The following is a 13,150-nucleotide window of genomic DNA, read 5'->3' on the forward strand; positions in this document are numbered from 1 at the left end:
AATCTCAGGTTTTCGGAGGGGAATGTGAGTTCTGGTAGGGTGTTCACTCAAAAAGAATGAGAATACTGACTGACATTCAGTTCTGGGGATTGCTGATATGAGACTGCCGGATTTCGAGGCATGGGCTATTTTTGCAAAAGTGGCCGAACGCGGTTCTTTCGTGCGGGCTGCCGAAGAGCTTCAGCTTTCCAAACCGACGATCTCGAAAGCCGTCAGCCGTCTGGAGCAATCTCTTGGTGTGGCGCTGTTCAGCCGAAATTCCCGGCAGATGTCCGTGACTGAAACAGGGCGTATGCTGCTGGGGCATGCAAACCGAATTCTGGCTGAAGCAGAGGCTGCTGAAAGCGAAGCTCGGGGAGGTACTCATCGTCCTTCAGGCCTGATCCGGGTCGCTGCTCCCATGACGTTTGGCATCAGGCATCTCTCGCCCGCACTCCCAGCGTTTCTGGAGAAATATCCGGATATCGACATCACTGTCGATTTCAGCGATTCTCTCGTCGATCTTGTGGCTGAAGGTTATGATCTGGCTTTGAGGATTGCCTCTTTGGCAGATTCATCTCTGCGTGCCCGGCATCTTTGTGGAGTCCGCCTGCTTCTGGTCGCAACCCCGGAGTATCTGGATCGTATCGGCCGTCCGACGCATCCCCATGATCTCGAAGGGCAGAAAAGCTTCGTTTATACGAATACTTCTGCCCCTGGTACACTGCGCCTGACTTCTACAAAAACTGGTGCGGAGTATGTGCTGTCGCAGGCTTCGCGCTTTCGGGCCGATAATGCAGAGGCATTTCTTCCGGCCCTGAAAGCGCATCTGGGTTTTGGCCTGTTTCCCGAATTCATGATCTGGGATGGCCTACAGGACGGGCGTTTTGAACAGATCCTGCCGGACTGGGATGCCGCAAGTATTGCGCTTTATCTTGTGACATCCAGCAGTACGCTCCGCCCCTTCCGGGTCAATGCTTTGATGGATCATCTGGTCTCGGCGTTTGAACATCCGCCCTGGGCCAAGACCAGCGTCTGAGGTATGGTCAGAAAAATACTCTTATCGACGCAGGGCATCTACAGAGAAACGACCGGCTCCAGAGGCTGCGAGGGCAAGCAGGCCGCCTGCGATGCTAAAGTTCTTGTAGAAGTGAATCCACATATCGTAACGAACCATGCCGTCGAACGTCCAGTAATGATGTCCTATAAAGGCTGTAACGATCGTGTAGACAGCCAGTAAAATGGAAAGCGGTTTTGTCAGGAAACCGGCGACAAGCGCCAGACCGATACCCAGTTCGGTAATGATAGCGATGATGGCGGATACAGTCGGGACCGGAGCGCCCGTGCTGGCCATATAGCCTACAGTGCCTTCAAAACCCATCAGTTTGCTCCATCCCATCAGGACGAACAAAAGGGCCAGAAGAATACGTGAGGCGAGAAGGAGCTGATCGCGGGGGAAGGACGTGTTCATTGGTTTATCTTTCGTCTTTGAAAGTATCTGACATTCGGCTGGAGCTTTGCGTTCCGGGGCCGTTGATGTCTGTTTTATCTCCGCCTCATAAATGAATAAATGGAAATGATAGAAACTATATGTTTCCCTTTTTTATCGAAATACGGACTATCTGCGCTAAAAGCCTGCTATCAGAGCCCAACCTGAAGGCTCGTCCCGAGAACAACCGCATTATGGTAAGCACCGGCTGCACCGGGGCGGATAACGTACTGGATGTCGGGCGTGAGAAACGTACCCGCAGCGATATGCGCGCCATATTGAGCTTCCAGAACACCCGTATGGTTCTGGACGTCCGGCAAATGGGCGGCACGCAATCGTTTTCTGAGCCAGGCGCTTTGTTCAGACCAGACAAATAACAGCCCGATCCTGTCCTGCGGTCGCTTTGTCCAGAAGCCTCGATCTTCAAAACCAGCAACGCCCATATCCCGATAAATCGAAATTCGGTCATCGGAATGGGTGTAGTTGAAAAAGAATAAAAGACCGCCGTCGGGCGCTGCTGTCTGACGCAGGAGCATGATGTCGCCTCCCGCCCAGGCTGCAAAATATCCCCGATGTTCCAGTGGCGACCCTCCCGACAGGGCGAGAAGATTTCCCTGTCGATTCAGGGCGATATCCGAAGCCTGTGCGGTAGAGGCATAAAAACCTGCCCGCAGATGAACCGGCTTCTGACTCTTCGCCCAATGAGGAGACCAACCCACTTCAAAGGGCAGCATAACTCCCGTGACACCCTGGCTGGACCAGTTGAACCCCGAGGGACCGCCCAGCGCGCCGCCTACAGCATTGATGCCTGTGCGGAGATAGAGGTCATGGTCCAGACTGAGGCTGGCATAGAGGGACCAGTTATTCTGCGGCGGCATGACGAAGGCATCCTGACTGCCACCGCTTATGGCGCGCGGGGTCGGGCACAGGCCGAACGAGAAGAAGTCGCAGAAGATCGGCGAAGCATTGAAAAGCATCGCCGCGCCCATCCGGCCCGCCATGAGGTCCAGCTGGTCATGCCACAGCTTCTGTTCGATGAAAGCATATCCGAGATGCGCAATGACATTGCCTCCTGCGCCATAGATATTGTTTTCATTGAAAACACTGTCCCCCACATAATCCCGCCCAACAGGACGACCACCTCTGTTCAGGAAAAAGAGATGGGTGCTGAAGCCGTTCAGACCGGCCAGGAGCCCCCAATCTGCATCAATGCCAAAGGATGTCTGGCCTGCATAATCCGCACCTTTCCGCATCCCGCGGGAAACATTTCCAACGGCCATGCCGAAGTAATTCACGTTCAGAACAATCCCGTAACGCGCAAGCGTCGGACGGATGCCCCACCAGCTTCCCAGCAGAGCCTCATCATGTCGTGCATCAGACCGTGTGGCAGGCGTCGAGACGCGCAGAATGGGCCATGCTGAATAAGCGATGGCCATTTTTTGGTCGGCTTGTGTAGACCGTTTCTCACGTTCTTCTTCGGCTTTTATCGACCTGACAAAAGAAGGGGAAAACTTCCGCTTTTGTGTCGATATAGGGCTTTCTGAATGCTTTTGTTGGTGATGCAGCATCCAGTGTTCATAAGACGTGGCGATACTCTCATCTGACGAACTCTCGGGAGTGGCTTTGTCTTTCAAGGACGACGCAGCATGAGATGACAGATTGGTCAGTCCAATACCGAACGCAAATGCTACGATCATCCGTCTGGACGAGACCGCTGCGAAAGCCGTCCTCATGGACGCGGCGATGACCCAGACGTCTGGTTTGCGGTAACATCAATGCTTACGCCCACCTGAAGCGCAACCCACTGTCCGGTTGCCCACGGACCCTGACCAATGCCGAAGGTGGAGCGGATCAGATCAAGATGGCCTTTGGCGTGAGCTGTCTGGCCACTGATGTCGAGCGTGAAAGGCAGGGTTTCGGATCTGCTGACACCACGGATCGTCAGCGTTCCAACAGCTTCGTACGCATTGCCGCCTTTGGCCCGGAAGCTGCGGGCTTCAAATGTCGCAGTCGGGAAGCTGGCCACATTGAACCAGTCACTTCCCGGCATGGCCCCATCACGCTGTTTGTCCGCTGTCGTGGCGCTTGCAACATCGATCGTGATTTTTGCATGCCCTTCTTCGGGATGAGTCGGATCGAAAGAGATGGTTCCGTCGAATTTTCCGAAATGTCCCGTAAAGGCATTTCCGGTCTGTGTTCCCGAAAAACCGATCGTGCTGTGAGCCGGATCAATCGTCCAGTCTGCGGCGAGAACAGGTGTTGCGGTCAGAACGCTCATGGCGAACGCTGAAAAGGCTGCTTTTTTAAGGAAAGCCATGATGTCAGTCTCCGTGTCTGGAAGCAGATTTTCTGCCAGTGGCAGGAAGCATCTGTCGCAGAATGTTATCGTTCAAAACGAAATGGTGACGCAGGGCAGCGGCGATGTGCAGAACAATCAACGCCAGCAGAAACCAGCCGCCCCAGTGATGCACCGCTTTCAGTGCGGCTTCGACGGGGGCCTTGTTCTGCAACGTTGAAAGCACCGGCAGATCGGGCCAGAGGATGGTGCCGTACAGAAGGGTTGGAATCCCCAAAGCGGACACCGACACCATGGCCCATCCGCTCAACGGCATGAATATTTGCAGGCCGTACAGAGCAGCATGTGTCAGATGGGCCGCCATGCGCTCGAACCCCTTCATGTCGCCGGGAAGTTCTGGCGGCCTGTGCGTCAGGCGCCAGACAATTCGCAGGGCAATAAGAACCATGACCGTAATACCGATCGACTTGTGAAGCTGGTACAGCTGAAAAACACGCATCGGATCGAGGGACAGGTGATCCATGACCAGCCCCATGACAATCAGGGTCAGGATTCCCGCAGCGATCAACCAGTGAAGGATGATCGCCACGCCCGTATATCGCGTGATCCCGCGGCTCTGCTTTGCGGGCGCTGTCATGAACTCAGCCCTGCTTTTCAAAAGCGCCAGAGATCCGCAGCTGCACGGCATCGCTGACATACGGGACATACATCTTCACGCCGAAATCGCTGCGCTTGATGGTGCCTGTGGCTTCAAAACCGGCTGTGTATTTCTTGTCGAGCGCGTTCACACCTGCGCCGATGAAATGAACCTTCAGCGTCTCAGGCTTCGTAACACCATGGAGCGTCAGATTGCCGGTGACGATGGCATCGGCTTTGCCCGTACGGCGGACGGAGGTGGATTCGAATGTAGCGTTCGGATACTGCGCCGCATTGAACCACTGGTCGCCCTTGAGTTCTTCGGTCAGCTTGGCGCTGGTCGTCTGAACCGACCCAACCGGAATGCTTACGGAAAGATGGGATGCGGCCGGGTTTTTGTCGTTGAGGTCCAGCGTGCCGGAAACATCGGAAAAGACGCCCTGGTAGTTCGTGAACCCAAAATGCAGAACGGAAAAGCCAACCTGCGTATGGCTGGGCTCAACATCATAGGTGCCGGACTGCACCTGTTCAGGGGCCGTGACGACCTGAGCTGCTGCCGGATGCGGAATGACGGATGCAAACGTCAGGGCTGTAAGGGGAAGCAGAAAGAAAGAGGATTTCATGTCGGGTTCTCTGGTCAGAATGAAAAAGCAGGGACAGAGAAACAGGCCCGTGAAAGAGCCTGTCGTGCGTCCTTGTTGACCCGAAAACTAAGGGAGAATTCTTAAGCAATAAACAAAAACAACAGAAACTCATTGTTTCCTGTTTTTACGCTATCTTTTCCTCCGGAGCTCCCAGATGACCAGCCGCTTCGATCTCCTGCATATCCATGGCCTGTTCCATTTCCCGCAGAACCCGGTCATGGATCTGCCCTGCATGATGCAGGCGCAGAATTTCCTCCCGGCCCGCTCCGATGGCTTTCAGAACGGCTTCATAATGGGCAATTTCCTCAGGGCGATGCGCCGCGGTATCCTCCGCATACTGACGCGTCACATGCAGGCGATAGCGATACTGCTCCAGAAGACGCGGATGGCGCTCGCTTCCGTCCGGAAGACGGGACGCCTCTTCAATGGCACGAAGCTGCGCTTCGGCAACAGCAATCCAAGCCCGGTTTTCATCCGACTGGATAACACGCAGTTCTGACGCTCCATTGATCCTGAGCAACCCGATCAGAGGCGCCAGCGTCGTCCCCTGAACCAGAACGGTGACCATAATTGAGGCAAAGGCACAGGCCAGCGCCAGATCACGTCCGGGAAACCCTTCCGGAAGTGACAGGGCCGCCGTCAGGGTCACGACCCCTCGCATGGCCGCCCATCCCATAATCGTTGAAATGGCCACAGACGGACGGGCGAACCGTTCCGGCCAGCGCCGACGCAGCAGACCGACAATTCCGTCCGACGCGAACAGCCACACAAACCTGGACAGGACCATCACCACCAGTACGATCCCGACGGGATAGACGAGATGGTGCAGAATATCAGGTGTGCCTCGAAGACGGCCCAGAACACCCCGAAGGGAGAGCCCGATCAGAATGAACAGAACGGATTCCAGCAGAAAGACGAGCACTTTCCAGAACGCATGAGACTGCAGGCGTGTTTCCGCATCAAAATCCCTGTGCTGATGCCAGCCCAGAACCAGTCCCGTGGCGACGGTGGCCAGAACACCCGAAACATGGAGATGGTCCGCACCGATATAGGACACTTCCGCCAGAAGGACCGTCGTAATGATAAGCATGTCACTGTCGCGCCACCGACGTATGACAAACAACCCAAGAAACCCGACGACAAGACCAATAAGCACCCCGCCAACAGAGACGACACAGAATGTTGTCAGGGCCTGAAGCGGACGGAAAATTCCTGTCAGAGCAGCAACAACCCCAAAGCGGAACAGAACCAGCCCCGTCGCATCATTCAGCAGGCTCTCCCCCTGAAGCAGTGACGTGACCCGACCGGGTAACGACAGGCGCTCCAGAGCCGCCTCGGCCGCAACTGCATCGGGCGGAGAAACGATTGCGCCCAGCGTGAAGCACGCGGCCCATGGAAGAGCGGGAACCACGAGATGCGCCGCCACACCCACGGCTGCGGTCGTGAACGTCGTGGTGCCAACAGCCAGAAGAAGAATACCGGACAGGTTTTTCCGGAACTCCCGCCAGGCCGTAAACCACGCACTGCTCATCAGCAGGGGTGGAAGAAAGACAACCATGACCAGTTCGGGGTCGATCGTGACTTCAGGTGACCAGGGCGAAAGAGCAAGCCCCGTACCACCCAGAATGAATGCCGCCGCAGGAGGGAGCTTCAGTTTCCGCGATAATAGCTCAAGAATCAGGATAACAGTCAGAAGAAACAGAAAATACTCGTAACGCGCCGTATCAGACATGTTGCGTCCAGTGCTGGAGCCTGCTCGGGAAGAGAGGGATGTGTTTTCGGATCTAGCACATCGAGCGCGACACTGTTTCCAGTTCTCCGACCACTCCGGCAACGAAATCCGAAAAAGCTCGCGCCTTGGCACTCGTTAGCCTGCCAGAAGGATAGACGACCCACAGATCAACAGGCGGCAAAGACCAGTTCGTCAGGCAGCGAACCACCGTTCCGCATTCCAGTTCCGGCAGGAACATCCAGTCCGCCGCAATGGTCAGACCCAGATCCGCGAGCACGGCGGCTCGGATTCCTTCGGCTGCACTCAGGTTTAGACGCGGGCTCAGTGTTGCGTTTATGTCTTTTCCCTGCTGATGGAAGACATATCTCCCCCCATCGTCCCGCGCATAGGTGACAGCCTGATGCAGAGCAAGGTCTTCCGGCGTCTCCAGAGCCAGAGACTGTTCCAGATACCGAGGCGTTGCAAGAACAGAACGCCGCCCTCTTGCAAGACGCTTTGCGATCATCGTGCTATCGTTCAGAGGTCCCACGCGAATGGCAACATCAATGCCTTCCGCGACCAGATCCACACGCCGGTCATCAAGTTCGATATCCATTTTCAGCCGGGGATGCTCCTTCAGAAAATCCCCAAGTCGGGGCACAATCTGAATCCGCCCAAAGGTTGTCGGAACCGCAACCCGGAGCCTTCCCTGCAAACTGAGCGTACTGTTACGCGCCGCGGCATCGGCGTCCTCCGCATCGGACACAATCCGGGCCACGCGCTCGAAATAGCGCTGTCCCGCATCTGTCGGTGTCAGACCATGCGCAGAGCGAAGCAGAAGTTGCACGCCCAACTGACGCTCAAGCTGGGCAACGGCCTTCGAGACCGCCGGTTGCCCGAGATGCATCAGCCGCGCCGCCGCAGAAAAAGAGCCACTTTCAACGACCCGTACGAAAACGGTCATGGCCTGAAGACGATCCATTTTATTATTCCATTATGGAATTCTCTCTATACTGAAATGACGACTGCCAATCCAATACGGAAATCTCCATCCTCTGAGGCACGCCGCGGATGGCGCGTTTCACACAGGATTGTTTCCCATGGCCGATCTTCTCTTTTCCCCGAAATTCGTAGGCCCCATGCGGCTCGAACACCGCGTCGTCATGGCACCCCTGACCAGAATGCGTTCCAGCATCGGCAATCTGCCCAACGACCTGATGCTTGAATACTATACCCAGCGCGCCACGCCGGGTGGTCTGCTCATTTCTGAGGCCTCTCCAGTTGCCCTGACGGGATATGGCTTTGAACGGGCCGCCGGAATTTACGATGACGCACAGATCCCCGGCTGGAAACGCATCACGGATGCCGTTCACGCCAAAGGGGGACGCATGTTCCTGCAACTCTGGCATGTCGGTCGTCAGTCCGCGCGTATTCTGCAGCCCGCTGGCGCAGCACCTCTTGCACCGTCCGCCATCAGAGCGGACGGCACGGCATGGACGCTCAACGGCACAGTCCCCTATGATATGCCCCGCGCTCTGGAACTTGATGAAATCCCACCCCTGATCGACGCCTACCGTCAAGCCGCAGCACGCGCCCTTCAGGCAGGATTCGACGGCGTGGAAATCCACGGCGCCAACGGCTATCTGCCGGATCAGTTTCTACAGGACGGTACGAACAAGCGCACGGACGCCTATGGCGGCCCGGTCGAAAACCGCGCCCGCTTTCTCCGGGAAATTACTCAGGCGGCGATTGACGTATGGGGTGCCGATCGCGTCGGCGTCCGCCTCACTCCCAGCGGATCTTACGGATCAATGTCCGACAACAACCGGCACGCCACATTCAGCTATGTCGCCACGATGCTGGAGACGATGGAGGTTGCCTATCTGCACATCGTTCAACCACGGATTGGCGGAGATGCAGAACCCGACCCGGTCGATGTGTCTGTCCTGCGTCCGCTGTTTTCCCGAACCATCATCGCCGCAGGCGGTTTCACAGCCGAGAGCGCCGAAAGGCTTCTGGAATCCGGGAACGCAGACCTGATCGCATTCGGACGCGCCTTCATCGCCAACCCGGATCTGGTCCTGCGATTACGGAATCACTGGCCGTTGAACCGATACGATCGCTTAACCTTCTATGGCGGAGATTTTCATGGCTATACGGACTATCCGACGTTCAACAGTGACGAGAATGAACAGTCGTCGCTCCCCTCCCAGCCGACAATCGGATAAGACCTCACATCATGGATGAAGAAGCCCTTCAGAACCCTACACTCCGCGCTTCCGAAGAAGCGAGGCTCGGCCCGGAAGCGCCTCTTTCCGGGTTTCTAACGCTGGGCATGGCTGTTGCGGCCGGAATCGCGGTTGCCAATATTTATTACAACCAGCCCATGCTGGGCATCATGCGGCGTAACCTGCCTGGTCCGCTCACAGGTCTTATCCCGACCGTCACCCAGCTTGGCTATGCTGCGGGGCTCTTCTTTCTTGTTCCAGCAGGAGATCTTCTGGAACGCAGGCGGCTGATCGTGTGTCAGTTCATTCTGCTGGCTCTCGCACTCGCAGGGGCGGCACTGGCGCCCAGTGCCGCCGTGCTGCTTGTCGCCTCTCTTGCCGTGGGAGCCATGGCGACCGTGGCCCAGCAGATTGTCCCGTTTGCCGCACATCTGTCATCTCCTGAACGTCGTGGCCATACGATCGGTATCGTCATGGCAGGGCTTCTGGGCGGCATCCTGCTGAGCCGCACTCTGGCAGGCGTGGTCGCCACATATGCCGGCTGGCGCGACATGTTCTGGCTGGCCGTACCGATTGCTCTTGGCGCAGGAGCACTGATGGCCTGGCGTCTGCCGACAAGCCGCCCCACTGATACCAGCCTGAATTATAGACAGTTGCTGATGTCCCTCGGCGGTTTGTGGAAAGAATTCCCTGCACTCCGCCTCGCTGCTCTCACACAAGGCTTTCTGTTTGCTGCCTTCAGCGTGTTCTGGACAACGCTTGCCCTCCGTCTGCAACAACCTCGTTTCGGTCTTGGTGCTGATGCAGCCGGATTGTTCGGTATTGTCGGAGCAGTCGGAATTCTCGCGGCTCCTCTTGCGGGACGGATTGCGGATCGGCGCGGCCCCCGCCGGATCATTGCCTTGGGCGCCGCATTGACGCTCGTTTCATGGATTATCTTTGGTTTGTGGACCTCGCTGGCCGGATTGATCGCAGGTGTCATTGTACTGGATTTTGCGATCCAGAGTGCTCTCATCTCCAATCAGCATGTTGTTTATGCGCTACGCCCGGAGGCCCGCGCACGACTGAATACGATCTTTATGGGCACGATGTTCTTGGGAGGCGCAGGCGGTTCAGCCGTGGCGATGTGGGTGTGGTTGCCATGTGGCTGGACGGGTATTGTCATCCTTGGTGCAGCATTGGCGTTGTTGGCCACGTTACTTCAGCTCCATCATCAGATCAGGACACACAGTCGGTAGTCTTGAAACCCTGACGGCTGACATGCTGGCGAAGTCCCGCCCAGTGCTTTTCAAAAGCAGGACAATGGGGAAAAAAGAGGCGGAAAATTGTTTTTCCTGAACTATTTTTCGAAAACGCAGTCGAATGAGGGAACTTTAGAGCCTGTTTTACATAAACATATGTGCCGCAATCTCAAGATCTGCATGGCAACAGGTACAGAAATTCGTTCTATATTTTATGGAGATTTAATAATGAAAAAAACCGTTTTAGCCTCACTGTTTTGTGTGGCTGCGTTGTCTGCCTGTGAATCTCCTCAGCAAATCGTCACTCAAAAAGACGATCATCTGGCGGCGGCAGGGTTCCAAGTGAAGCCTGCGTCAACACCTCAGCAAATTGCCATGTTGAAAAAACTCCCTGCACATCATTTTGTTCGCCGGGTGCATGGGAACACAGTAACTTACGCCTATGCGGACCCGACAGTCTGCGGTTGCCTTTACGTTGGAAATCAGGCCGCTTATGATCGCTATTTAGCGTATCAGCAGCAGCAGAGTCTCGCCAACGAGCAACAAGTGACTGCTGAAGATTACCAGGATGCCCAATGGAATTGGGGAGACTGGGGCCCGTGGGGAGGTTATTTTGGTCCGGACTATGGGTTTGGTCCAGGCTGGGGTTGGTAAGATATAGAAAGTATTCCTATGATAAGCTCTCATATAATAGAGAGCTTATTTTTAAATAATAATAGAAAATATTTATGAATGTTTTAGATTTGTGTTTTTTCTATAAAAATTCCAATCTAAACTTCCTCTAAACCCATTGAGATCAAGTGGTTTTGCAAAGTCTCGAAACACGTGATTTCAAAAATAGTGTTTTTTGGAATGACGGAGCTGTCATATCTTATGCTCCTGCATTGACGGCATTCAGCCCTTGGAACAATTTTGAAGATAGTGCCGGTGGGGGAGAAGAACTGCAAAAACGTTATGTAAAATCTTCCGAACTGGCGCGTGTTCGAAAGATTTTACTAATCTCAGGCAAAAATGTAACCTGCTGGAATTATATTTTTAGCAGCAACAGTAACAAGGCTTCCGTCGTGCAAAAAGAAAAATCTGCAATAGTAATATTTGTTAAAGACGAAGCTCACGACATCATAGCGTGGTTATCATGGCACATATCTTTGGGATTTAAAAAGATATTTGTGTATGATGATCACTCTACTGACGGAACCTATGAAATAGCAAAATCTTGCGAGGATATTTATAATATAGAAGTTTTCAGAACATCTATGGACGAGGGAAATTTTTATTATAGACAGAGAAATAGTTATTTTGATGCCATCAAAAAGGCTGCAGGACATTATGAATGGATTGCTATGCTTGATGGGGATGAGTATATTAGTGTTGACGGATCAAATGATGTCAATACTTTTTTGGAAAAATTCACTGAAAATGATACTGCGATTGCGCTAAGTTGGTGTATATATGGAAGTTCAAGTCGAGTATTAAAAGACAAAGTTCCGACTTATCAAGCGTTTAATTGTAGATCAACTGCCGATCTCGATGATAATACACTTGTAAAAAGCTTTGTTAGACCTGAAGCTGTGAATTTTTCATACGAAAATCCCCATAAGTATAATTTACATTATGGAAATTATGCGGACTCTTTAGGGCGACCCGTGCAATGGCGATCAGGGGCGACAAAAGACATCGTGTGGGAAGGTGCGCGTGTTAATCACTACATCTGCCGATCTATGGAGCATTATGTTGGACGCATTAAAAGACGTTTAGGTTCTGATTTATCAAATAGCACGGTTTACTGGTCCCATTTTGATCGTAACGATGTTTATGATCCTCAAAATCAGATCCAAATTAATTTAGCTAACGCCGTCTATAAAAATATTCAAAAAAATATATTTAAATATTCTCTAAGGAAATTCCTCATAAATGGAAATTATTCTGAAGATGTATTGAGTCCGAAAATTCAATCGGAAAATATAGATATATTTCATTTAAAAAGCTCGCACGAGTCATATTTATCTATTAACAATATTGATGGTCATTTGGTGCAGGGGGAAGGGTATGAAAAAATAATGGCTGCTATTATTCATGATAGCGGCAAAATATTAATTTTTAGAAGTCCCTTCCTGTATTCATCAAACATAAGATTTCATATCAATCTGGCTGCTCAGACCAGTTATTGTTATGAATTTGATTTCGAATATTCAGGTGATCATATACATATAAAATCGCAGAAAACTGGAAAATATTTAACGGCTATTCCTGAAGATCAAGGGGGATCTGTAGAATTTTCGAGAGAAAATGCGTCAGGATGGGAAATGTTTTCTATAGCAGAAAAAGCTGGAGAACTTAATTTCTTTGGAAAGAACGTATATTCGTCATCGGATCTAATTTATTATATGCTCAATTCAGGCGAAAATTTTTCTTATGAAGAATTTATTCTGAAATTATCAACGTTTAATTCGTCAGATACGATCAATATATGTAATATTCTTGGTATTCAGATAATGGCTATTATCTGAATACCAAGAATTTCGGATCCTATTCTCTCAAGTGCTGATGTTCAAGATTATGGTGATGCAGATGCTGGAGACTTTGTTCGATGATTTAACAGAGGCTCTGGCAAAAGTGGTCTGTTTGGTTTGTGGTCGTGCGACTTAGGAATGTTGGGTTATATGCCGTATGATCCTTCAAAGACGGCGGGGTGGAGGGATATTTCCGTTAGCGGAACTCACCATCCCGTTCTTTGGTTTTGAAACCCATATTACCATCCATCTCAAGATCTGGCTGATCCGGAAGTGGATAGTGACAGAAATTGTTAATACAGAAATAAACGGCTTTATTTCGAAACGGGTATCGGGTTCGAGAATGTTGACTTTAACCCGCTCCATTCCAAGAATTGAAAATAATAAAATTATCCCTGCATAGACGCTTTCAT

General features: G+C 52.5%; 13 protein-coding genes. 5 read left to right on the forward strand and 8 right to left on the reverse strand.

The genetic code is table 11. The features are described from left to right. Positions 1-97 precede the first annotated feature (97 nt). Positions 98-1,018 carry a LysR family transcriptional regulator gene (locus GKO01_RS12820; RefSeq protein WP_099287364.1) on the forward strand — a complete coding sequence of 307 codons (921 nt, stop codon included), beginning with the start codon at positions 98-100 and terminating at the stop codon, positions 1,016-1,018. Between the two features lie 21 nt (positions 1,019-1,039). Here the strand turns inward: GKO01_RS12820 and GKO01_RS12825 are convergent, their stop codons facing one another. From GKO01_RS12825 to GKO01_RS12855, 7 genes are all read right to left on the reverse strand, one after another. After that, a complete protein-coding gene (locus GKO01_RS12825; protein ID WP_099287365.1) occupies positions 1,040-1,450 on the reverse strand; it encodes a DoxX family protein in 411 nt (136 codons plus the stop codon). Between the two features lie 170 nt (positions 1,451-1,620). Continuing rightward, entirely contained in the window at positions 1,621-2,904 is a 1,284-nt protein-coding gene (locus tag GKO01_RS12830) for a carbohydrate porin (protein ID WP_167383481.1), read from the reverse strand. Positions 2,905-3,197: 293 nt separating this feature from the next. Further along, positions 3,198-3,785: a YceI family protein gene (locus tag GKO01_RS12835; RefSeq protein ID WP_174694296.1), complete on the reverse strand. Its 588-nt coding sequence runs from the start codon at positions 3,783-3,785 to the stop codon at positions 3,198-3,200. 4 nt (positions 3,786-3,789) lie between these two features. Then, on the reverse strand, positions 3,790-4,401 hold the full coding sequence (locus tag GKO01_RS12840) for a cytochrome b (RefSeq protein ID WP_099287367.1): 612 nt from the start codon (positions 4,399-4,401) through the stop codon (positions 3,790-3,792). A 4-nt stretch (positions 4,402-4,405) separates the two neighbouring features. Beyond that, complete coding sequence (locus GKO01_RS12845; protein ID WP_099287368.1) at positions 4,406-5,023, reverse strand: YceI family protein; 618 nt, start codon at positions 5,021-5,023, stop codon at positions 4,406-4,408. Between the two features lie 145 nt (positions 5,024-5,168). Next, on the reverse strand, positions 5,169-6,776 hold the full coding sequence (locus tag GKO01_RS12850) for a Na+/H+ antiporter (protein ID WP_099287369.1): 1,608 nt from the start codon (positions 6,774-6,776) through the stop codon (positions 5,169-5,171). 52 nt (positions 6,777-6,828) lie between these two features. Next, a complete protein-coding gene (locus GKO01_RS12855) occupies positions 6,829-7,737 on the reverse strand; it encodes a LysR family transcriptional regulator (RefSeq protein ID WP_099287370.1) in 909 nt (302 codons plus the stop codon). Positions 7,738-7,855: 118 nt separating this feature from the next. On the opposite strand from GKO01_RS12855, the gene GKO01_RS12860 reads away from it, so the two are divergent. The 4 genes from GKO01_RS12860 (at position 7,856) to GKO01_RS12875 (ending at position 12,734) form a co-directional block, all read left to right on the forward strand. Continuing rightward, the gene (locus tag GKO01_RS12860; RefSeq protein ID WP_099287371.1) at positions 7,856-8,983 is read left to right on the forward strand and encodes an alkene reductase; all 1,128 of its coding nucleotides are present in this window, start codon (positions 7,856-7,858) and stop codon (positions 8,981-8,983) included. 11 nt (positions 8,984-8,994) lie between these two features. Continuing rightward, positions 8,995-10,221, forward strand: coding sequence for an MFS transporter (locus GKO01_RS12865; protein WP_241009658.1), 1,227 nt, complete (start codon positions 8,995-8,997; stop codon positions 10,219-10,221). Positions 10,222-10,308: 87 nt separating this feature from the next. Continuing rightward, positions 10,309-10,878 carry a hypothetical protein gene (locus tag GKO01_RS12870; protein WP_244901466.1) on the forward strand — a complete coding sequence of 190 codons (570 nt, stop codon included), beginning with the start codon at positions 10,309-10,311 and terminating at the stop codon, positions 10,876-10,878. Positions 10,879-11,024: 146 nt separating this feature from the next. Beyond that, positions 11,025-12,734 carry a glycosyltransferase family 2 protein gene (locus GKO01_RS12875; protein WP_099287373.1) on the forward strand — a complete coding sequence of 570 codons (1,710 nt, stop codon included), beginning with the start codon at positions 11,025-11,027 and terminating at the stop codon, positions 12,732-12,734. Between the two features lie 168 nt (positions 12,735-12,902). Here GKO01_RS12875 and GKO01_RS16115 read toward each other — a convergent pair. After that, a partial coding sequence (locus GKO01_RS16115) for a hypothetical protein (RefSeq protein ID WP_218017441.1) occupies positions 12,903-13,150 on the reverse strand: 248 nt, incomplete at its 5' end.

The organism is Gluconobacter kondonii (assembly GCF_002723995.1).
GTDB lineage: Bacteria > Pseudomonadota > Alphaproteobacteria > Acetobacterales > Acetobacteraceae > Gluconobacter > Gluconobacter kondonii.

What these genes read in the sequence shown, in the direction of transcription:
- GKO01_RS12820 (WP_099287364.1), top strand. Translation starts at nt 98, where the DNA reads ATGAGACTGCCGGATTTCGAGGCATGGGCTATTTTTGCAAAAGTGGCC.
- GKO01_RS12825 (WP_099287365.1), bottom strand. Translation starts at nt 1,450, where the DNA reads ATGAACACGTCCTTCCCCCGCGATCAGCTCCTTCTCGCCTCACGTATT.
- GKO01_RS12830 (WP_167383481.1), bottom strand. Translation starts at nt 2,904, where the DNA reads ATGGCCATCGCTTATTCAGCATGGCCCATTCTGCGCGTCTCGACGCCT.
- GKO01_RS12835 (WP_174694296.1), bottom strand. Translation starts at nt 3,785, where the DNA reads ATGGCTTTCCTTAAAAAAGCAGCCTTTTCAGCGTTCGCCATGAGCGTT.
- GKO01_RS12840 (WP_099287367.1), bottom strand. Translation starts at nt 4,401, where the DNA reads ATGACAGCGCCCGCAAAGCAGAGCCGCGGGATCACGCGATATACGGGC.
- GKO01_RS12845 (WP_099287368.1), bottom strand. Translation starts at nt 5,023, where the DNA reads ATGAAATCCTCTTTCTTTCTGCTTCCCCTTACAGCCCTGACGTTTGCA.
- GKO01_RS12850 (WP_099287369.1), bottom strand. Translation starts at nt 6,776, where the DNA reads ATGTCTGATACGGCGCGTTACGAGTATTTTCTGTTTCTTCTGACTGTT.
- GKO01_RS12855 (WP_099287370.1), bottom strand. Translation starts at nt 7,737, where the DNA reads ATGGATCGTCTTCAGGCCATGACCGTTTTCGTACGGGTCGTTGAAAGT.
- GKO01_RS12860 (WP_099287371.1), top strand. Translation starts at nt 7,856, where the DNA reads ATGGCCGATCTTCTCTTTTCCCCGAAATTCGTAGGCCCCATGCGGCTC.
- GKO01_RS12865 (WP_241009658.1), top strand. Translation starts at nt 8,995, where the DNA reads ATGGATGAAGAAGCCCTTCAGAACCCTACACTCCGCGCTTCCGAAGAA.